Annotated in this window: 17 protein-coding genes; 2 read left to right on the plus strand and 15 right to left on the minus strand. The window is 69.3% G+C overall.

Annotation, left to right across the window (positions count from 1 at the left end; translation table 11 throughout):
* Positions 1–40 precede the first annotated feature (40 nt).
* Entirely contained in the window at positions 41–1,579 is a 1,539-nt protein-coding gene (locus ACFTE1_RS10765; protein ID WP_380621959.1) for a multicopper oxidase family protein, read from the plus strand.
* A gap of 63 nt (positions 1,580–1,642) precedes the next feature.
* Here ACFTE1_RS10765 and secG read toward each other — a convergent pair whose 3' ends face one another.
* The 11 genes from secG to ACFTE1_RS10820 form a co-directional block, all read right to left on the minus strand.
* Positions 1,643–1,894, minus strand: coding sequence for a preprotein translocase subunit SecG (secG, locus tag ACFTE1_RS10770; protein ID WP_380621957.1), 252 nt, complete (start codon positions 1,892–1,894; stop codon positions 1,643–1,645).
* Between the two features lie 263 nt (positions 1,895–2,157).
* Positions 2,158–2,943 carry a triose-phosphate isomerase gene (tpiA, locus tag ACFTE1_RS10775; RefSeq protein ID WP_380621955.1) on the minus strand — a complete coding sequence of 262 codons (786 nt, stop codon included), beginning with the start codon at positions 2,941–2,943 and terminating at the stop codon, positions 2,158–2,160.
* A gap of 4 nt (positions 2,944–2,947) precedes the next feature.
* Complete coding sequence (locus ACFTE1_RS10780) at positions 2,948–4,144, minus strand: phosphoglycerate kinase (protein ID WP_380621953.1); 1,197 nt, start codon at positions 4,142–4,144, stop codon at positions 2,948–2,950.
* Positions 4,145–4,157: 13 nt separating this feature from the next.
* Entirely contained in the window at positions 4,158–5,156 is a 999-nt protein-coding gene (gap, locus tag ACFTE1_RS10785; protein ID WP_380621951.1) for a type I glyceraldehyde-3-phosphate dehydrogenase, read from the minus strand.
* Between the two features lie 337 nt (positions 5,157–5,493).
* Positions 5,494–6,480, minus strand: coding sequence for a DNA-binding protein WhiA (gene whiA, locus ACFTE1_RS10790; RefSeq protein ID WP_380621949.1), 987 nt, complete (start codon positions 6,478–6,480; stop codon positions 5,494–5,496).
* A gap of 89 nt (positions 6,481–6,569) precedes the next feature.
* On the minus strand, positions 6,570–7,478 hold the full coding sequence (locus tag ACFTE1_RS10795) for a gluconeogenesis factor YvcK family protein (RefSeq protein WP_380621947.1): 909 nt from the start codon (positions 7,476–7,478) through the stop codon (positions 6,570–6,572).
* Positions 7,479–7,623: 145 nt separating this feature from the next.
* Positions 7,624–8,523: an RNase adapter RapZ gene (gene rapZ, locus ACFTE1_RS10800; protein ID WP_380621945.1), complete on the minus strand. Its 900-nt coding sequence runs from the start codon at positions 8,521–8,523 to the stop codon at positions 7,624–7,626.
* A 284-nt stretch (positions 8,524–8,807) separates the two neighbouring features.
* Positions 8,808–10,688, minus strand: coding sequence for an excinuclease ABC subunit UvrC (gene uvrC / locus ACFTE1_RS10805; RefSeq protein WP_380621943.1), 1,881 nt, complete (start codon positions 10,686–10,688; stop codon positions 8,808–8,810).
* 690 nt (positions 10,689–11,378) lie between these two features.
* On the minus strand, positions 11,379–11,876 hold the full coding sequence (locus ACFTE1_RS10810; RefSeq protein WP_380621941.1) for a hypothetical protein: 498 nt from the start codon (positions 11,874–11,876) through the stop codon (positions 11,379–11,381).
* Positions 11,863–13,296 carry an ATP-binding protein gene (locus tag ACFTE1_RS10815; RefSeq protein WP_380621939.1) on the minus strand — a complete coding sequence of 478 codons (1,434 nt, stop codon included), beginning with the start codon at positions 13,294–13,296 and terminating at the stop codon, positions 11,863–11,865. Before ACFTE1_RS10815 ends, ACFTE1_RS10810 begins: the two co-directional genes overlap by 14 nt.
* Positions 13,296–13,964 (minus strand): winged helix-turn-helix domain-containing protein, encoded by a 669-nt coding sequence (locus tag ACFTE1_RS10820; protein WP_380621937.1) that lies wholly within the window; start codon positions 13,962–13,964, stop codon positions 13,296–13,298. Before ACFTE1_RS10820 ends, ACFTE1_RS10815 begins: the two co-directional genes overlap by 1 nt.
* A gap of 112 nt (positions 13,965–14,076) precedes the next feature.
* On the opposite strand from ACFTE1_RS10820, the gene ACFTE1_RS10825 reads away from it, so the two are divergent.
* Positions 14,077–14,751 (plus strand): polysaccharide deacetylase family protein, encoded by a 675-nt coding sequence (locus tag ACFTE1_RS10825; protein ID WP_380621935.1) that lies wholly within the window; start codon positions 14,077–14,079, stop codon positions 14,749–14,751.
* Between the two features lie 183 nt (positions 14,752–14,934).
* On the opposite strand, the gene ACFTE1_RS10830 is transcribed toward ACFTE1_RS10825, so the two are convergent.
* The 4 genes from ACFTE1_RS10830 to alaS are packed head-to-tail and all read right to left on the minus strand — an operon-like array spanning position 14,935 to position 20,117.
* On the minus strand, positions 14,935–15,747 hold the full coding sequence (locus ACFTE1_RS10830; RefSeq protein ID WP_380621933.1) for a shikimate dehydrogenase: 813 nt from the start codon (positions 15,745–15,747) through the stop codon (positions 14,935–14,937).
* On the minus strand, positions 15,747–16,916 hold the full coding sequence (gene mltG, locus ACFTE1_RS10835) for an endolytic transglycosylase MltG (protein ID WP_380621931.1): 1,170 nt from the start codon (positions 16,914–16,916) through the stop codon (positions 15,747–15,749). The genes ACFTE1_RS10830 and mltG overlap by 1 nt, the downstream gene beginning before the upstream one ends.
* 2 nt (positions 16,917–16,918) lie before the next feature.
* Positions 16,919–17,425, minus strand: a complete 507-nt coding sequence (ruvX, locus tag ACFTE1_RS10840) for a Holliday junction resolvase RuvX (protein WP_380621929.1) — start codon at positions 17,423–17,425, stop codon at positions 16,919–16,921.
* Positions 17,426–17,435: 10 nt separating this feature from the next.
* Positions 17,436–20,117 carry an alanine--tRNA ligase gene (alaS, locus tag ACFTE1_RS10845; protein WP_380621927.1) on the minus strand — a complete coding sequence of 894 codons (2,682 nt, stop codon included), beginning with the start codon at positions 20,115–20,117 and terminating at the stop codon, positions 17,436–17,438.
* Positions 20,118–20,143: the final 26 nt, after the last annotated feature.

The following is a 20,143-nucleotide window of genomic DNA, read 5'->3' on the forward strand; positions in this document are numbered from 1 at the left end:
GCCATCACAAGACCGCTGAGACCGAAAGGCCGACCACACCATGCGCGCCAAACGACGCACCCTGCTCTACGGCGCTGCCCTGACTCCCGTCGCGGGAGTCCTCGCAGCCTGTGGCAATGACCAGAAAACCGCCCAGAACGGCGGAGGCACCACATTCATCTCCATGGACTCGCACCGCATCGACGAGGCCGAGGCCGTGCGAGAGCCCGGCACCGTCCGGGAGTTCGAGCTCACCGCCGCCCCCGCCACCGTCGACCTCGGCGGCACCGAGGTCGACACGTGGGCCTACGACGGCCGCGTCCACGGGCCCGAGCTGCGGATCAAGAAGGGCGAGCGGCTCAAGGCCACCCTCTCCAACGACCTCGACGAGGGCACCGGCATCCACTGGCACGGCATAGCGCTGCGCTGCGACATGGACGGAGTCACCGGGGTGACCCAGAAGGAGATCGCCCCCGGCGAGACCTTCACCTACGAGTTCACCGCGCCCCACCCCGGAACCCACTGGTACCACCCGCACACCGGCTACCAGCTCGACAGGGGCCTCTACGGGCCCCTCATCGTCGAGGACCCCGACGAGGAGGTCACCTGGGACGAGGAGTGGGTCCTCCTGCTCGACGACTGGCTCGACGGCACCGGCACGACGCCCGACGAGACCGCCGCGAAACTGCGGGACGGCATGGACCACGGCGACATGGGGCACGGCGACATGGACATGGGCGGTTCGGAGGAGGGCGACCCCTCCCAGAGCGTGCTCGGCGAGGACGCCGGGGACGTCGAGTACCCGCACTTCCTGATCAACGGCCGCACCTCCGCCGACCCCGACCGGCTCGAACTGCGACCGGGGTCGCGCGTGCGGCTGCGCGTCATCAACGCCGGCGGCGACACCGCGTTCCGCCTCGCCGTGGGCGGCCACCGCCTGACCGTCACCCACACCGACGGGTTCGCCGTCGAACCGGTCGAGGTCGACAGCATCCTGCTGGGCATGGGCGAGCGCTACGACGCCATCGTCGAGGTCGGCGAAGGCGTCTTCCCCGTCGTCGCCCACGCCGAGGGCAAGGGCGCCATGGGCCGGGCCCTCCTGGACACCGGCTCGGGCAGCGACCCCGCCGCCGACGAGCGCCCCGCGGAACTGGACGGGAAGCTCCTCGCCTACGCCGACCTCTCCCCCGCCGAAGGAACCGAACTGGAGCCGGGGGAACCGGACCGGACCATCGACTTCGCCCTCACCGGCGGAATGATGGACTACGACTGGGGCATCAACGGACGCCAGGGCGACCACGAGGGCATGTACCCGGTCGAGGAGGGGGAGCGAGTCCGCCTCCGCTTCCGCAACGAGACGATCATGTGGCACCCGATGCACCTGCACGGCCACACCTTCGCCCTCGCCGACAGCGGTGTCCGCAAGGACACGGCCGTCGTCCTGCCCGGGGAGACGGTCGAGGTCGACTTCACCGCCGACAACCCCGGGCGCTGGATGGTCCACTGCCACAACCTCTACCACAACGAGGTCGGCATGATGACCCTGCTGGGCTACCTCGACCCGGACGGTGAGGAGGGCACCGTGCTGGGAACCGAGTAGAAGCGGCGCACGCGAAACGGGGGCGGTCCGATCGGACCGCCCCCGTTTCGTGAAGTCTTCGCGTCAGCCTGCCAATGCGCCCAAGACCAGTCCGTAACCGACGATGGCGGCGAACCAGATGATGCCCGCGCCCACCGTGATCCGGTTGAGGTTCTTCTCCGCGACCGAGGATCCGGAGGCGACGGAGGACATCCCCCCGCCGAACATGCTGGAGAGGCCGCCGCCCTTGCCCTTGTGCAGAAGGACGAGCAGGATGATGAGCCCGCTCGTGAGGAGCAGGATGACCAGTAGCGCGTAGGCCATGACTGTCAGCATGTCGTTAGGCTTCCTTCGGTAGGGATTGGCAGTGGGACCGCGACGCCCGCAAGGACGTTTTCGGTTCCGCCGCGATTCTATCGCATCGGCTCGGCGCCGCATAGGACGGGAGCGGCCCGCCGGAAGATCCGGCGGGCCGCTCCCGGCATACAGGTCGATGACCGGTCGGTTCCCCCTCGGAGCCCGCTACGCGGTCTCTTCGGGCCGGGCCGCAAGCGGCCCGTCCAGCAGGGCTCAGCCTTCCGAGTTCCCCTACGAGCCCGCTACGCGGTCTCTTCGGGGAACTTAATCAACTTGGCGAACTCTTCGGCGTCCAGGGAGGCGCCGCCGACGAGAGCACCGTCGACGTCGGGCTTGGACATGATGCTCGCGCAGTTGGCGCTCTTGACCGAGCCGCCGTAGAGCACGCGCAGCTTCGCCGCGGTCTCGCCGCCGAACTTGTCGGCGACGGCCTTGCGCAGCGCGGCGCTGACCTCCTGGGCGTCCTCCGGCGTAGCGGTGCGGCCGGTGCCGATGGCCCAGACCGGCTCGTAGGCGACGACGATCTTGTCCATCTCCTCGGCGGTCAGGCCGTCCACAGCGGCCAGCAGCTGGCCGACGGTGTGGGAGACGTGGTCGCCCGCGTCGCGGACCTCCAGCTCCTCGCCGACGCACAGGATCGGGCTCAGGCCGTTGTTGAGGGACTGGCGGACCTTCTTGCCCACGGTCTCGTCGTCCTCGCCGTGGTACTGGCGGCGCTCTGAGTGGCCCACGCAGACGTAGGCGCAGCCGAGCTTGGCCAGCATCGATCCGGAGACCTCCCCGGTGTAGGCGCCGGCGGCGTGCGCCGACAGGTCCTGGGCGCCGAAGGCGATCTTCAGCTTGTCGCCGTCGATCAGCGTCTGCACGCTGCGGATGTCGACGAACGGGGGCAGCACGGCGGCCTCGACGGCCTCGAGCTGCTCGTCGGTCAGGCTGAAGGCGATCTTCTGAACCAGCGCGATGGCCTCGAGGTGGTTCAGGTTCATCTTCCAGTTGCCCGCGATCAGCGGTTTACGGGTGTTGGACATACAGTCAGTTCTCCAGTGCTTCCAGTCCCGGAAGGGTCTTGCCCTCCAGGTATTCGAGGCTGGCCCCGCCACCGGTCGAGATGTGGCTGAAGCCGTCCTCCGGGAGTCCGAGCGTGCGCACGGCGGCGGCGGAGTCGCCGCCCCCGACGACGGTGTAGGCGGACGAGTCGACCAGCGCCTGGGCGACGGCCTTGGTTCCCTTCGCGTAGGCGGGGAACTCGAACACGCCCATGGGGCCGTTCCAGAACACCGTGGACGCGGCCCTGACCCGCTCGGCGAACAGTTCCGCGCTCGCCGGGCCGATGTCGAGGCCCATGCGGTCGCCCGGAATGGCGTCGGCCGCGGTGACCTGGGCTTCGGCGTCGGCGCTGAACTCGGCGGCCGTGGCGATGTCGACCGGCAGCAGCAGGTCGACGCCGAGCTTCTCGGCCTCGGCGAGGTAGCGCTCGCAGGTGGCGACCTGGTCGGCCTCCAGCAGCGAGTTGCCGACCTCGTGGCCCTGGGCCTTGAGGAACGTGTAGGCCATGCCGCCGCCGATGATGAGGGTGTCCACCTTCTGCAGGAGGTTCTCGATCACGGCGAGCTTGTCGCTGACCTTCGCGCCGCCGAGGACCACCACGTAGGGCTTCTCCGCGTCGCCGGTCAGCTTGGACAGGACCTCGACCTCCTTGGCGATGAGGAAGCCCGCGTAGCGCGGCAGCAGCTTCGCCGCGTCGTAGACCGAGGCGTGCTTGCGGTGAACCGCACCGAACGCGTCGTCGACGTAGACGTCGCCGTAGGCGGCCAGCTCGCCGGCGAACTCGGCGCGCACCTGGTCGTCCTTGGAAGTCTCGCCCGCGTTGAAGCGGAGGTTCTCCAGCAGGAGGACCTCGCCGTCGGCCAGGGCGGCATTCTTCTCGTCGGCGTCGTCGCCCACCGTGTCGGTGGCGAAGGCGACCGCGCGGTCCAGGACCTCGCCGAGCCGCTGCGCGACCGGGGCGAGCGAGTACTGCGGGTCGGGCTCGCCCTTGGGGCGGCCCAGGTGCGAGCACACGGTGACGCGGGCGCCGTTCTCCACGAGCGCCTGGATGGTCGGGGCGACGGCGCGGATGCGGCCGTCATCGGTGATGGTAGAGCCGTCCAGAGGAACATTCAGGTCGGCGCGCAGAAGCACGCGCCGACCTGAGACGCCCTCCGACAGGAGTTCGTCGAGCGTTTTCATCGCTTGTACGGCCTTAACCGACCAGCTTGACGAGGGAGACGAGGCGGTTGGAGAAGCCCCACTCGTTGTCGTACCAGCCGACGACCTTGACCTGGTTCCCGCCGATCACCTTGGTCAGCTGACCGTCGATGATGCAGGAGTTCGGGTCGGTCTCGATGTCCTTGGAGACGATCGGGTCCTCGGTGTAGGACAGGACGCCCTTGAGCGGTCCCTCGGCGGCGGCCTTCAGCGCGGCGTTGACCTCTTCCTCGGTGACCTCGCGAGAGGTCTCGAAGGTGAGGTCCGTGGCGGAGCCGGTCGGGATCGGGACGCGCATGGCGAAGCCGTCGAGCTTGCCCTTCAGCTCGGGCAGCACCAGCGAGACGGCCTTGGCCGCACCGGTGGTGGTGGGGACGACGTTCAGGGCCGCGGCGCGCGAGCGGCGCAGGTCCTTGTGCGGGCCGTCCTGCAGGTTCTGGTCCTGCGTGTAGGCGTGGATGGTGGTCATGAGGCCCTTCTCGATCCCGAAGGAGTCGTTGAGGACCTTGGCCATCGGAGCCAGGCAGTTGGTGGTGCACGAGGCGTTCGAGATGATGTTGTGCTTCTCGCCGTCGTACTTGTCGTCGTTGACGCCCATGACGACGGTCAGGTCCTCGTTCTTCGCCGGAGCGGAGATGATGACCTTCTTGACGCCGTCGCCCAGGTGGGCCTTGGCGGCCTCGGCGTCGGTGAAGAAGCCGGTGGACTCGATGACGACGTCGACATTCGCCGACGACCACGGGATGTCGGACGGGTTGCGCTCGGCGAAGGCCTTGATGGCCTTGCCGTCGACGGAGATCTCGCCGTCGCCGATCTCGACGTCGTAGGGCAGACGTCCGAGGATCGAGTCGTATTTCAGCAGGTGCGCGATAGTTTTCGTGTCACCGAGGTCGTTGTAGGCCACAACCTGGATGTCCTCGCCGGACTCCAGAAGGGCCCGGAAGAAGTTACGACCGATGCGGCCGAAGCCGTTGACGCCAACGCGGATGGTCACGTGCCCATCTCCTTGCTAGTAAAGGAAAACGGATATTATCTGTCAGCCGCTCCCCGCGCCGTTGTTCACGGCGTCGAGTCCGTTCGCGGCATTCGCATCCGGCCCTCGTGACACATCGCAACCTGGTGTCGGTGGCGGGGTGCCGGGCGGATGTAAATCTTGCCGGCCTCGTCGCCGAGCACTCTTCGACCCTACTCCCGTCGCTGAACGTCGGGGAGTGGAAAGTCCCCTTGATCATGTCACACGACCCACAGGGCCTGTGACGGCCCCCGGCGCGCCGTCGCCTCCACCGGACCCGCCGTAATCGCGGCGGTGTCTCCCGTGTTGTGCGAAGCCGTTACGCCACTAGCACTCCGTCCTCGCTGAGCACTTCGTCCGGTCCGGGCTCGCCGTCCTCGGCGGCCTTTTTCGCCGCGAGCGAAATGAGACGTCGGATACGTCCGGCGATCGCGTCCTTGGTCAGGGGCGGATCGGCCAGCGCGCCGAGTTCCTCCAGGGAGGCCTGGCGGTGTTCCACGCGGAGGCGCCCGGCGTCGGCGAGGTGGTCGGGAGCGCCCTCGCCGAGGATCTCGAGCGCGCGGGTCACCTTCGCGGCGGCGGCCACGGCGGCGCGGGCCGAGCGGCGGAGGTTGGCGTCGTCGAAGTTGGCCAGGCGGTTGGCGGTGGCGCGGACCTCGCGGCGCACCCGGCGCTCCTCCCAGCGCAGGACCGAGGAGTGGGCCCCGATCCGCGTCAGCAGGTCGGAGATGGCGTCGCCGTCGCGGATGACCACGCGGTCGACCCCGCGCACATCGCGGGCCTTGGCGGCGACGCCGAGGCGGCGGGCGGCGCCGACGAGCGCTATGGCCGTCTCCGGCCCTGGGCAGGTGATCTCCAGCGATGAGGAGCGCCCCGGCTCGGTCAGAGAGCCGCGGGCCATGAAGGCGGCCCTCCAGGCGGCCTCGGCGCAGCAGGGATAGGCGCCGACGATGTGGGCGGGAAGTCCGCGGATCGGGTAGCCGCGCGCGTCGCTGAGTCCGATCTGGCGTGCGAAGGCTCCCCCGTCGGCCAGGACGCGCAGCAGGTAGTGGTTGGTGCGCCGCAGTCCGGCGGCGACCAGGACCTGGAGTTGCGAGTCGTAGTTGTACAGCTCGGTGATGAACTTGTTGGCGCGGCGGGCCACGCTGCCGGAGTCCACCTCCGCTTCCACCATGACATGAGCCCCCTCGACCAGATGGAGCCCTCCGGAGAAGCGGAACAGGGTGCCCAGTTCCGCTCTCTGACAGCAGCTCTTGGTGGTGTCTACGCGACTGAGCTCGTCTTTGACCTCAGAGGTCATTGCCATAGGGACGCACCTTACTCATTTTGTTCGTCATCGGACCGGGAAAGGCGGGGCGCGGGCCCGCCGACCGCGTGCGGCGCTCCCGGCCGGACTCAGGCGGCCATGAGTTTGCGCAGCACGACGGCGAGGGCGGAGGGATCGTGGGTCACCGGGTCAGAAGCCAGCGGCGCGGTCACGAGCTCGGCTCCCAGCGCCTCCGTTTCCCTGTTCAACGAGTCGAGGGCGGAAACGTTCCGCACCTCGGGCGAGATGACGTAGTGAAACCGAACACTCTCACTGTAAGGGGTGAGGGCCCGCAGGTGGCCGGCCGCGTCCAGGCCGTCGGTCTCGTTCTCCTGGGAGAGGTTCAGGACGAGGACGCGCTTGGCGTCCGTCCGAGCCACCGAGGCGCGCAGGTCGGGAAGCAGGAAGTGCGGGATGACGCTGGTGAACCAGGACCCGGGACCGAAGACGTGCCAGTCGGCGTCCTCCACGGCCCGCAGCGTTTCCGTTGCGGCGCAGGCGTCTTCGGGCAGCAGCCGCAGGTTCCCGACGTCGCCGCTGGCCACGGCCACCTCGTGCTGGCCGCGCACGGGCACCGTCCCCTCGCCCGTGCGGACCTCGGCCTCGATGTCCAGCCCCTCGGCCGACATCGGCAGGATGCGGGCGCGGCAGCCCAGCAGCGCGGCGGCCTCCTCGATCGCCTCGACAGGGTTCCCGCTGCGCTCCAGCAGGGAGGTGAGGACGATGTTGCCCACCGGGTGGGAGGTGAGGAAGTCCTCGCCGTCGAAGCGGTGCCCGAACAGGTCGGCCGTGGCGGCGCGGTTGGGCGAGGCGGTGGCGATGAGCGCCTTGCGTATGTCGCCGGGCGGCAGGACCGGCCTGGTGTCGCGGATGACTCCCGACGAGCCTCCGTTGTCCGCGACGGTCACCACTGCGGTGAGGTCCACGGCCAAGTCCACCAGGGCGCGCAGGGAGGCCGAGAGCCCCCGTCCGCCGCCGAATGCCACGACTTTGGTCATCGAGTTCGCCTTTGCTAGCCTCCGCGCGGCGCTGCGCCGCGGCCGTTTCAGGTCCTTGCAGCCGGGGGAAGGGTGAATCGTATTCGAAACACTGTACCGGACGCTCCAGAGGCCTTCCTGGACGTTCGCTGGGAACGCCCGGACGCTACTCGCGCCAGGAGTCGCGGTGCTGGACCGTCGCCGGGAACCCCGCCGCCTGCAGGCGGGAGGACAGCTCCTCGGTCATGGCGACCGAGCGGTGCTTGCCGCCGGTGCAGCCGACGGCGACCGTGATATAGCGCTTGCCCTCGCGCTCGAAGCCGGGCGTGGTGTCCAGCAGGAGCTTGGTGTAGGTGTCGGCGAACTCCTCGGCGCCGTCGCGGGAGAGCACGTACTCGGACACGGCCGGGTCCTCGCCGGTGTGGTCGCGCAGCTCCGGGACCCAGTAGGGGTTGGGAAGGAAGCGCACGTCGGCGACGTACTCGGCGTCGCGGGGCGTGCCGTACTTGAAGCCGAAGGACATGACGGTGAACTGGAGTCCCGGTTTGGAGGGGGCGAGGAAGGCCTCCTCGACCCGGCCGCGCAGCTGGTTCTCGTTGAGCAGGCTGGTGTCGAAGAGGATGTCGGCCGACTCCTTGGCCGGCTGCAGGATGCCGCGCTCGGCCTGGATCCCGTCGAGCAGCGCCCCGTCGCCCTGCAGCGGGTGGGCGCGGCGGACCTTCTCGTAGCGGCGGATGATCACGTCGTCGTCGGCGTCGACGAACACGAGGGTCGGTTTGAATCCCGCGCCGTAGAGGTCGTCGATGACTCCCACCAGGTCCGTCATGAACGCGCGGGAGCGGACGTCGAGGACCATGGCGGTGCGTTTGACCTCCTCGCCGCCAGCGGCGGCGAGTTCGGCGGCCTGGCCCACCAGCGACTCGGGGAGGTTGTCAATCACGTAGTAGCCGACGTTCTCCAGGGCGCGTGCCACCGTGGAGCGGCCGCCTCCGCTGATGCCGGTCACTATGACCAGTTCCAGTGCGCTTCGTCCGATTTGGGCGTTGTTCTCGTCCGTTCCTGTCACGCCCCAAGTATGACTCAAGGTTCTGACCGCGCTGTATCGGCTTGGTGTACATCCCAGAAATTGACAGGATCGATGTCGGATTCCGGGTAGGTACGCACGCCGCCGGCACCGGACGGACGGTCGTTCCGCGGCCCGGCGGAGGGCCGCGCCGGCCCTCCGAGCTCGAACGAGCCCCTTCGGCGGGACCCGGTCACGCCCCGGCCCTGCGGCCGATCAGTCCTGTTCCCCACAGCCGATCGGTCCGCTACCTAACAGCTGTATCAGCCTTCTTCCTTGCGGCTGTATCACTCTTCTTCCTTGCGGAAGTGGTCGTGGACGGTCTGGGCGAGCTTGGGGCCCACGCCCTCGACCGTCTGCAGTTCCTCCACGGTGGAGGCCTTGATGTTCTTCACCGACCCCAGCGTGCGCAGCAGGGCCTTCCTCTTGCTCTCGCCGAGGCCCGGGATGCCGTCGAGCGCCGAGGCGCGCATCTTCTTCCGCCGCCGCGAACGGTGCAGGGAGATGGCGAAACGGTGCGCCTCGTCGCGGACTCGCTGCATCAGGTACAGCGCTTCGGAGGTGCGGGAGAGGATGACGGGGAACTCCTCCCCCGGCAGCCAGATCTCCTCCAGCCTCTTGGCCAGTCCGCACAGGTTGATCGTGTCGATCCCCAGCTCGGCGAAGACCTGCTCCGCCGCGGCCACCTGCGGCTGCCCCCCGTCGACGACCAGGAGCTGCGGGGCGTAGTGGAAGCCCCCCTTGGGCTCGCTGTCCTCCTCGTCGCCCTCCGGGCTCCCCGCCGGCTGGTCGCCCAGCCGGGACAGGCGCCGGGTCAGGACCTCCTTCAACGACGACAGGTCGTCCTTCTGCTCCCCCTTGACGACGAAGCGGCGGTACTCGCTCTTGCGCGGCACGCCGTCCTCGAACACGACCATGGAGGCGACCACGTCCTCCCCCAGCGACTGGGAGACGTCGTAGCACTCGATGCGCAAGGGCGCCTGCGGGAGCTCCAGCGCGTCGGCCAGCTCTTCGAGGGCCTTGGAGCGCGCGGTGAGGTCTCCGGCGCGCTTGAGCTTGTGGCGCTGCAGGGCCTCCTGGGCGTTCTTGGCGACAGTCTCCGCCAGCGCCCTCTTGTCGCCCCGCTGCGGACGCCGCAGGTCCACACCGGACCCGCGCCGCTCGCTGAGCCACGTCTTGAGCGCCTCGGTGTCCTTGGGCAGCACCGGGACGAGGACCTCGCGGGGCGCCTTATCCCCCGAGCCGCCGTAGAACTGCTGGAGGAAGCGCTCCACGATCCCGGCCTCGTCGACCGGTTCGGGCTTGTCGATGATCCAGCCGCGCTGGCCGCGGATGCGCCCGCCGCGGACGTGGAAGACCTGGACGGCGGCCACCAGCTCGTCGTCGGCGATGCCCACCACGTCGGCCTCGGTGTCCTCGCTGAGGACCACGACCTGCTGTTCCAGCACCTTGTCCAGGGCGGCCATGTCGTCGCGAAGGCGGGCGGCCCGCTCGAACTCGAGGTTCTCGCTCGCCCGCTGCATCTGGGAGGTGAGCTCGCGGCGGACCCGGGAGGTGTCGCCGGCCATGAACGAGTTGAACTCGTCGATGATCGAGCGGTGCTCCTCGGGGCTCACGTGGCCCACGCACGGGCCCGAGCACTTGCCGATGTCGTAGAGGAGGCAGGGCCGGCCCAGCCGCTGGTGGCGCCGGTAGACGTTGGACGAGCACGTGCGGACGGGGAAGACCCGGGTGAGCAGGTCGAGGGTCTGGCGGATGGCCCAGGCCGAGCCGAAGGGCCCGAAGTAGCGCACGCCCTTGCGCCGGTTGCCGCGCATGACCTGCGCTCGCGGAACCTCTTCGCCGACCGTGACGGCGAGCCAGGGATAGGACTTGTCGTCCTTGAACATGACGTTGAAGCGCGGATCGAACTCCTTGATCCACGTCCACTCCAGTTGCAGCGCCTCCACTTCGGTGGCCGTGACCGTCCATTCGACGCTGCGCGCGGTGGTGACCATCCGGCGGGTCCGCTCGTGCAGGCCCTTGGGGTCGGCGAAGTAGCTGTTGAGGCGGTTGCGGAGGTTCTTGGCCTTGCCGACGTAGATGACGCGGCGGTCGGCGTCGCGGAAGCGGTAGACGCCCGGATGGGTGGGAATGGTTCCCGGGGCGGGACGGTAGTCGACGGTCACGGTTCCATTGTAGTGCAGGGGCCGACATCCGACCGCTCCCAGCGGCTCTATAGGCGGGAACTCTGTAGCGCAGGGCCGACGCCCGCCCTCTATCCGAATCGCCGGCCTCCGTCCACCCATCCGGCGAATCGCGACACTGGCTACGCGAGTTCGCGGCGTTCAGCGCGTCGTCCCGGCTGCGCTGCGACGCCTCTGTGCGTGGAAAGGGTCCCTGCCGGGGCAGAGAAGAGCAGCGCCGATGCCCGAAGTCGGGGGGAGGCGACGGTATCCGTCGTCCGGCGCATTGCCCGCCGCACCGTCTGGATCAAGGTCGACGACCGGCCGGGCGCGATCGCGCGCTGCGGGCAGCCCGGCGGGCGGGTGGAACCTCCTCCGGGACGCCGGCGAGCGGCTGTACAGCGGAGCGCTGGATTCCCGCGTCAACGACCTGTTCAGAGCGTCAGGCGGATGAGCGTCGAGGTGGGGACCTCGCTCACAACGGCCTGGAGTTCGAGGCCCTGCAGGACGTGGAGGACGCCCGCCTACGCCTGCGGCTGCCCGGCCAGGGGCGGACGGCCGCTGGTGGCCGTGGCCGCTGATCACCTTCCACTCCGACGGCCCGTACCGGCGCGCCCAGCAGCCCGGCCGCTGACGCCAGGACCCGGGCGACGAGGTCTCGGCGGCGGCCCGCCCTTCTGGAGAGGGACGAGGTCACTTGAGGATCGGGCAGACGTCGGGCGCGCCGGGATCGCCCTCGTCGTCGGTGAAGGAGACGTGGACCAAGGTCCGGTCCGAGGAGCGGCCGGAGTCGATGATGTAGCGGCGTGCCGTGCAGACGATCTGGTCGAGCCCCGTCGGGGACACCTCCTCGCGGGAGAAGGGCAGGAGGATGTCGAGCTGGGAGTGTCCGTCGAAGACGATGGGGCGGATGTCGCTGCGCGGCACCTCCGTCGTGAGTCCTCGCGATTCGGTCTTCGAGCCGGTGTTCTCCACGAGTCGGGCGATGGCGTCCTCGGCTGTTCCCAGACGCCCCAGAGCGACGTCGACGGAAGGGACGAGTCCGCCGTCCTCTTCGACAAAGTAGAGTGTCGGCCCCAGCGCCAGCCCGGCCGGCGCCTCGCCTTCCGAACGCACGTCGCTCTGCCCTATGCCGCAACCGGACAGCGCCATGGCGAGCGCGGCGGCGGCCACGATCCTACTCGTCTTCACCGGAGTCTCCCTCCTGATGGCGGGGAAGCCGGAACGTGAACCGCGCCCCGGCGCCCTCGGCGTTCTCCACCTCGATGGTTCCGCCCTGGATCCGCGCGTTGGCCAGAGCGATGGCCAGCCCGAGACCGCTCCCCTCCGAACGGCTGCGCGAGGAGTCGCCCTTGTGAAAGCGGGAGAAGACACGGTCCATCGCGCCGGGGTCGATGCCCGGACCGTGGTCGGTGACGCTCACCGCAACCTCGTCCTGGGTCACCTCGACGGCGACGTCCACCGGCGGGTCGCCGTGGCGCAGGGCGTTGCCGACCAGATTGGCCGCAATGACGCTCAGCCGCCGGACGTCGACCTCGGCAGTCTCGGGCCCGCGGCCGGACAGGCGGACTTGGTCGGCCCAGCCGCGCAGGGCGATGCTCTCGCGGACGGTCCGGTGGACGTCCACCGGCTCTCGCCGCACGCGGGCCGAGCCCGCGTCTATTTGGGAGATGTCCAGGAGGTCGGACACGAGCGCGGACAGTCGGCGCGTCTCGTCGACGGCCGTGGCGGCGGCGTCCCTTCCCGCCCAGGAACCGCCTTCCAGCTCGCGGCCGACGACGTCGAGGCTCGCGGTCAAGGCCGCCAACGGAGTGCGGAGCTCGTGGGAGGCGTCGGCGGCGAACCTCCTCGCCTCGGACTCTCGGGACCGAAGCTCCTCCACATTGGCCTCCAGGGTCTCGCTGGCGGTGTTGAAGGTCCTGGCGAGGTCGGACAGCTCGTCGTTCCCGCGCGGCTCGGCTCGCACGGAGAGGTCGCCCTCGACCATGCGGTGCGCCGTCCGCGACAGTTCCCCCACTGGCCTGAGCACCGTGCGCGCCAGAAAGAGCGCGAGGACCACGCCTGCCACCGCCGCGCCGGCCAAGCCCAGAGCGGCCCAGGCGAACCACCGGTCGAGCTGCTCCTCTTGGGCGGCCATGCTGTCGGCGGTGTAGACGCTTACTTCGGACCACTCGAACCCTCCGTCGGGGACCGCGTAGCGGATCGGCGTGCCCACGACGAGGAACGCCTCCGAGCGGTCGTGGACACGCTGGACCGACGGCTCGCGGCGCCTCTCCACGGCGTCGCGCATCTCCGCGCTGACAAGATGCAGGTTCTCCTCCCCCGCCGCGAGGTCGCCGTAGAGGACGGCCGACCGCTCTCCCAGATTTCGTTGCAGGATCTCCAGATCACGCTGCTCGGGCTCGAAACCGATGCCCGGGGCGACGGTCTCGACCCGGGTGCGGAGAGAGTCCGCGGCGCTCTTCTCCGCGTTCTCGACCAGCGACTGGGCCGCGGTCCGATAGACCACTCCGGCGGCGGCCAGCGCCGTGCCCACGACCACGGCGGTGAGCACGACGACCATGCGCGAGCGCAGCCCGCCGGGCCACGCCCGCCTCCAGAGGCCCGCCATCAGAACGGCCCGAAACGGTAGCCGAACCCGCGGACGGTCTGCACGTATCGCGGGGAGGCCGGGTCGTCCTCGACCTTCGCCCGGAGGCGCTGCACGCCGTTGTCGACCAGGCGCGAGTCGCCGAGGAAGTCGTGTTCCCATACAGCCTCGAGCAGCTGCTGCCGGGTGAAGACCTGCTCAGGATGGGAGGCCAGGTGGAAGAGCAGGCGGGTCTCGGTGGGGGTCAGGGCGATCGGGCGGCTGTGCTTCGACACCGTCAGCGAGCCCGAGTCCAGTTCCAGGGCGCCCCGCTGCAGCACGCCGCCGCCGGCCGGGGCGCCGCGCCGTAGTATCGCCCGGACGCGGGCGTCGAGGACCCTCGGCTCGACCGGTTTGACGACGTAGTCGTCGGCTCCCGCCTCCAGCCCTCCGACCACGTCGAGGTCGTCGGAGAGCGCGGTGAGCATGACGATGGGAGTCTGGCCCGACGCCCTCAGGCTCCGGCACACCTCGAAACCGCTCATGCCGGGGAGCATGATGTCCAAGACCACGAGCTCGGCTCCGGCGGCCTTGGCGAGCCCCTCCTGCCCCGTCGCGGCCGTGTCAACCTCGTGGCCGTACAGGGCCAGGCCCCGGGAGAGGGCCTTGCGGACGGACGAGTCGTCCTCGACGAGGAGAATGTGTGCCATGAGGCCATTATGGCCAAAGAGTGCCCCGGTCGCGAGGATTCCGCTCTCTCTGCGACAGGACTGCGACACGACCGCGTCGGGGCCGCGACACGCGGACCCCACCATGGCGGGCATGACGAAGAAACACCTGATCTCCAGCATCGCGCTCACCGCGGCAGTCGGCGCTCTCGTAGGCATCGCGGTGATCACCGTCTCCTGGCCGGGCCGTATGGCCGATACCCGGCCCGCTTCGGCCGGGACCGTCTACCTGACCTTCGACGACGGTCCAGGAGAGGACACCGGCGCCATCCTGGACCTGCTGGCGAAGCACTACGCCAAGGCCACCTTCTTCATGCAGGGCGTCAATGTCGGCGGCCGCGAGGAAACCGTGGAACGGATCCTCGACGAGGGCCACAAGGTCGGGAACCACACTTGGAGCCATCCGGACTTGACGGGCCTGTCCGACGCGGAGAAGCGCCACGAGTTCGAGCGGACCGACGAGGCGCTGAAGAAGGCGGGCGCCTCGCCGAAATGCTCCCGGCCGCCCTATGGAGCCACCGATGACGACGTCAAGGACGTCCAGGAGGAGCTCGGCCTTCGGCAAACGCTGTGGAGCGTCGATACCGGCGACGCTCTCGGGGCGGACGAGGGGAAGATCGTCCGGCTCGTCGAGTCGGCCGAGGACAGGGACGTCGTCCTCACGCACGACGGCGGCGGCGACCGCTCTGCGACCCTCCATGCCCTGGAGCGGGCACTGCCGAAGCTGGCGGACAAGGGTCTCCGTTTCGAGTCACTCCCCTACTGCTGATTCATGGAAAGAGGTGAGCGAGCATGGACAGCCCCCTGCGACTGCGCAACGGCGACGAGGTGTTCCTCGTCCACGACGTCTCCATCGAGAACGGAGTGATCACCGTCCACTACAGCGGATCGCCCATGTGCGGCGAACAGTTGGAACGGGCCTTCCCCGAACTGGTCGCGAGCGGGTTCGTCCTTACCGCGTTGCGCCGGCCTCCGCGTAGAGGGCCTTGCGCATGGCCTCCACCGGCGCCTCTTCGAGCCCGGTGAACAGGGTCCACTGGCGCACCGCCTGGTGCAGGAGCAGCGCCAGTCCGTCCAGGGCGACCGCTCCTCGAGAGGCGGCCTTTCGCAGAAGCGGAGTGGGCCGGGGGTCATAGACGACGTCGAACACCGTCGTGCCCTCCTGCCATGGGATCTCCCATTCGTCGGTGACGCCCTTGGGCACCGTCGAGACCACCAGCGGGTGCGAGGCCGCGTCGTCCACCGCAGCCCACTCCCGGTGCGTCACGGTCACTCCGAGGGCCCCGGCGGTGTCCTCCAGGTCCGCGACGGCCTCCGCCCGCCGGGCGAAGACGTCCACTCCGCCCGCCCCGAGTGCCGCAGCCGCCGCCAGCGCCGCGCGCGCCGTGCCGCCCGCACCGATGACGGCGACGCTGTCGGCCGCCTGGAGGCCGGCCTCGCGCAGGGCGTCGACCAGCCCGGGGGCGTCGGTGTTGTCGGCGAGGATCGAGCCCTCGCGCAGCAGGAAGGTGTTGGCCGCCCCCAGTGCCGAGGCCGTCGGCGTGACCTCGTCGGCCACTTCGAGCGCGACCTCCTTGAGCGGCATGGTCAGCGACAGCCCGGCCCACTCGGAGCCGAGGCCGTCGACGAACGCGGCCAGGTCCCCCCGGCCGCACTCGTGTTTGGTGTAGGACCAGTCCTCCAGCCCCGCCGCGCGGTAGCCGGCGTTGTGGATGACCGGGGAGAGGGAGTGCCCGACGGGCTTCCCCAGGACGGCGGCGCGCATCAGTCGTGCCCCGACTTGGCTATGTTCTCCTCGTGCTCCGCGTTGGTCTCCGCGAAGAGCGCCTCGCCCGTGTCCGCCGTGGTCACGAAGTACAGCCAGTCGCCGTCCGCCGGCTTGGCCGCGGCTTCGAGGGCCGCGGCGCCCGGGTTGGAGATCGCGGAGGGCATGTAACCCTCGTTGGCGTGGGTGGACCACTCGTTGCTCTCGTCGTACAGCTGCTCCTTGGTCAGGTCTCCCGAGGTCACCTGCCCCTCGCCCGCCAGTTCGGAGCCGTAGCTGAGCGACGCGTCGGTCTGCATGCGCTTTCCGCCGATCTCGGGGATGGCGTTCTCGTCGTAGATGCGGTTGTAGAAGACGCGCGCGATCTTGGCGTCGTCCTCCGCCCGTCCCGACTCGTACTGGACGACGGAGGCGATCTGGAGCGCCTTCCAGGGCTCGATGCCGAGCTCGTTCTGCACCTGGTCGACGAAGCCGATCCGGTCGACCTCGGCGTTGAACTTGGCGACCATGGCCTTGAGCATGGCGTCGGCCGACATGTCCTCGGAGAAGTCGTAGGTCGCCGGGAAGAGGAAGCCCTCGAGCGAGACGACGGTGTTCTCGTCGAAGTCCTCGAACCAGTAACCGGCCACGCCCAGCGCCTCGGGGTCCTCGGCGGCCGCTTCGAAGTCCTCGACGGGGACGCCGTACTTCTCGGAGAGCTTGGCGTAGATCTGGAAGGTCCGCTCGCCCTCCTTGATCGTCACGCCGTCGGTGACAATGTTGTCCGGATCGACGAGGACGTCCAGCGCCGACTGGGCGGACATCTCCATCTCCATGGGGTAGACGCCGACTTGGATGCCCCGCGCCTCGCTGCCGCTGTCCTCGGCGGCCTTCACGAACGCCTTGGAGGAGGCCACGATCCCCGCCTCTTCGAGGTTGAAGGCGATGTCGGAGACGAGCTCGCCCTCCTTGACCTCGAACTGCACCTCTTCGCCGTTGCCGTCGCCCTCGTAGTCCTCGCCGCCGAGGAAGTCCTTGACGTAGTTCTCGTAGGCCCACCAGCCGCCGACGCCGATGCCGCCCAGCAGGATGACCACGAGCGCCATGGCGACCACAGAGGACTTGGACTCCTTCCTGCGGTGCCGCCGGGGTTCGTTGTCGTCGCGCTCCGAGGTGAACTCGTCAAGCATGCTCAAGCCTTCCGCTTTCTGTCCAGCCACGTTTGCAGGATCTCCACCGCGGCCGCCTGGTCGATGACCTTCCGCTGCCGCCGGGTGTCCATCCCCGCGGCGTGGAGTCCGCGCGAGGCCAGAGCCGTCGTCAGCCTCTCGTCGGACATCACGATGGGGACGGGTCGAAGATGGTTGGCGAGCTTCTCAGCCCAGAGCAGGGTGTGCTCCACGGCCAGTCCGTCTTCACCCGATAGGGTAACGGGTCGGCCGAGGACGATTTCAACGACGTCGAGATCGGCCGCTATACGCCCTATCTCCTCGACGTCGGTGCCGTACGATTCCGGGTCTCGGTCACGGTTCGCCTTGCGGTCGCGACGCACAGTGGTCACGGGGGTGGCGAGAATGCCGTCGGGATCGCACACGGCGACCCCGATGCGGGCCTTGCCCAGGTCGATACCGAGGCGGCGGCCCCGCCGCCACCCGCTCTCCGCGGGCACGTCGGGGCCGCCGTCGTCATCAGATGCCATATATGAGAGTTTATCGCCCGATTTCGGCGCGCACCGCGTCCAGGAGCGAGGGCGCCTGCTCGGCCGCGACGCCGCCGCCCTGGGCGATCTCGTCGTTGCCGCCACCGCGGCCCGACAGGGCCGCCTTGACCAGGCCCTGCGCCGAGACATGCTGCGCCTTCGCCGCCTCGTTCACGGCGATGACCAGGCTGGCCTTGCCGCCGGAGGTCGCCGCCACGGCCGCCACGCCCGGCTCTCCCGCCGGGAGCGAGCCGCGGATCTGCGTGGCCAGCTTGCGGGCGTCGCCGCCGTTGGTGCCGTCGGGCGCCTGGACGGCCGCGACCTTGACCGCGCCGATCTGCTGCGCCTGCTGCGCGTACTCCCCGGCCTGCGCGCCCATCATCTTGCCGCGCATGGTCTCGAGCTCGCGCTCGGCGTCCTTGGCGCGCTGCATGATGGAGCGGACCTTCTCGAGCACGTCGCCCTTCTGGGCACCGACCTCGCCGGCGATCTGGCCGACCAGGTCGCGCTCGCGGGCCAGGTAGCGGTACGACTCGATGCCGGTGACGGCCTCGACGCGCCGCTGGCCGGAGCCGACGGAGGACTCGGAGGTGACCACGACGGAGCCGATCTGCGAGGAGTGGGACACGTGCGTGCCACCGCAGAGCTCGCGCGACCAGGGGCCGCCGATCTCGACGACGCGGACGGTCTCGTCGTAGGTCTCGCCGAACAGCGCCAGGGCGCCCCATTCGCGCGCCTCGGGCAGGGTCATGTACTGCGCCGAGACGGGCAGGTCCTCGCGGATGGCCCGGTTGGAGACCTCTTCGATCTCGCTCTTGGTCTCGCCCGAGAGCTTCGCGCGCCAGGAGAAGTCGAGGCGCAGGTAGCCGGGACGGTTGAAGGAGCCGGACTGGAGCGCCGAGGGTCCGAGCACCTCGCGCAGCGCGGCGTGCACGACGTGCGTGCCGGAGTGCGCCTGGCGGGCGCCGACGCGCCACTCGGGGTCGACCTCGGCCTCGACCTCGGCGTCCAGGCCGATCTCGCCCTCGAGGACGCGGACCTTGTGGACGACCAGGCCCTTGACCGGGCGCTGGACGTCGAGGACCTCGCCGCGGAAGCCGGAGCCGACGAGGGCTCCCGCGTCCGCGTGCTGTCCGCCGGACTCGGCGTAGAACGGGGTCGAGTCGAGGACGACGTCGACGATGCGGCCCTCTCCGGCCGCGACGACGGACTCGCCCTTGTCGAGGATCGCCAGGACCTTCGACTCGGTGCGCAGCGTCTCGTAGGCCAGCCACTCGGTCTTTCCGAACTTCTCCACGAGCTTCCAGAAGGCCGAGAGGTCGGTGTGGCCGCTCTTGCGGGCCACGGCGTCCTCCTTGGCGCGGCGCCGCTGCTCGCCCATGAGCTCCCGGAAGCCGTCCTGGTCCACTTCGAGGCCCTGTTCGGAGGCCATCTCGAGCGTCAGGTCGATGGGGAACCCGTAGGTGTCGTGCAGTTCGAAGGCCTTGGAGCCCGACAGGGTCCCGCCGCCGGTCTTCTTGGTCTCCTCCACGGCGTTGTCGAGGATGGCGGTGCCGTGCTTGAGGGTGCGCAGGAAGCTCTCCTCCTCCGCGTAGGCGTAGGAGGAGATGCGCTCGAAGTCGTCGACCAGCTCGGGATAGGACTGCCCCATGAGGTCGCGCGCGATCGGCAGCAGCTCGGGCAGGACGGGCTTCTCGTAGCCCAGCAGGCGGACCGAGCGGATGGCGCGGCGCATGATGCGGCGCAGCACGTAGCCGCGGCCCTCGTTGGAGGGCACGACGCCGTCGCCGATGAGCATGAGCGAGGAGCGGACGTGGTCGGCCACGACGCGGAAGCGGACGTCGTCCGGGTGGGACTCGCCGGCCACCTGCGAGGTGGACTGGCCGTAGCGCTTGCCGGTCAGCTCCTGGGTCTTGTCGATCAGCGGGCGGACCTGGTCGATCTCGTACATGTTGTCGACACCCTGCAGGATGGAGGCCATGCGCTCCAGGCCCATACCGGTGTCGATGTTCTTCTTCGGCAGGTCGCCGAGGATCTCGTAGTCCTTCTTGGCGGGGCCCTCGCCGCGCAGCCACTGCATGAACACGAGGTTCCAGTACTCGAGGTAGCGGTCCTCGTCGACCTCGGGGCCGCCTTCGGGGCCGTAGGCCGGGCCGCGGTCGTAGTACAGCTCGGAGCAGGGGCCGCAGGGGCCGGGGATGCCCATCGACCACAGGTTGTCCTCCTGCCCGCGGCGCACGATGCGCTCCATGGGCAGGCCGATCTTGTTGTGCCAGATGTCGATCGACTCGTCGTCGTCGAGGTAGACGGTGGCCCAGATGCGCTCGGGGTCGAGCCCGAAGCCGCCCTTCTCCACCGGGTCCGTGGACAGCTCCCACGCGTGGCGGATGGCGTCTTCCTTGAAGTAGTCCCCGAAGGAGAAGTTGCCGTTCATCTGGAAGAAGGTGCCGTGGCGGCTGGTCTTTCCGACCTCTTCGATGTCGGGGGTGCGGATGCACTTCTGCACGGACGTCGCGGTGTTCCACGGCGCCTTCGCCTGTCCCGTGAAGTAGGGCACGAACTGGACCATGCCGGCGTTGATGAACAGCAGGTTCGGGTCGTCGATGGCCGGCAGCGGTGCGCTGGGGACCACCGTATGGCCTTTGGACTCGAAGTAGTTCAGAAACCGGCGTCGGATTTCAGCGGTCTCCATTGAGGGCACCTCCTCTACAGGCGTGT

Source organism: Salininema proteolyticum (assembly GCF_042685645.1).
Taxonomy (GTDB): domain Bacteria; phylum Actinomycetota; class Actinomycetes; order Mycobacteriales; family Micromonosporaceae; genus Salininema; species Salininema proteolyticum.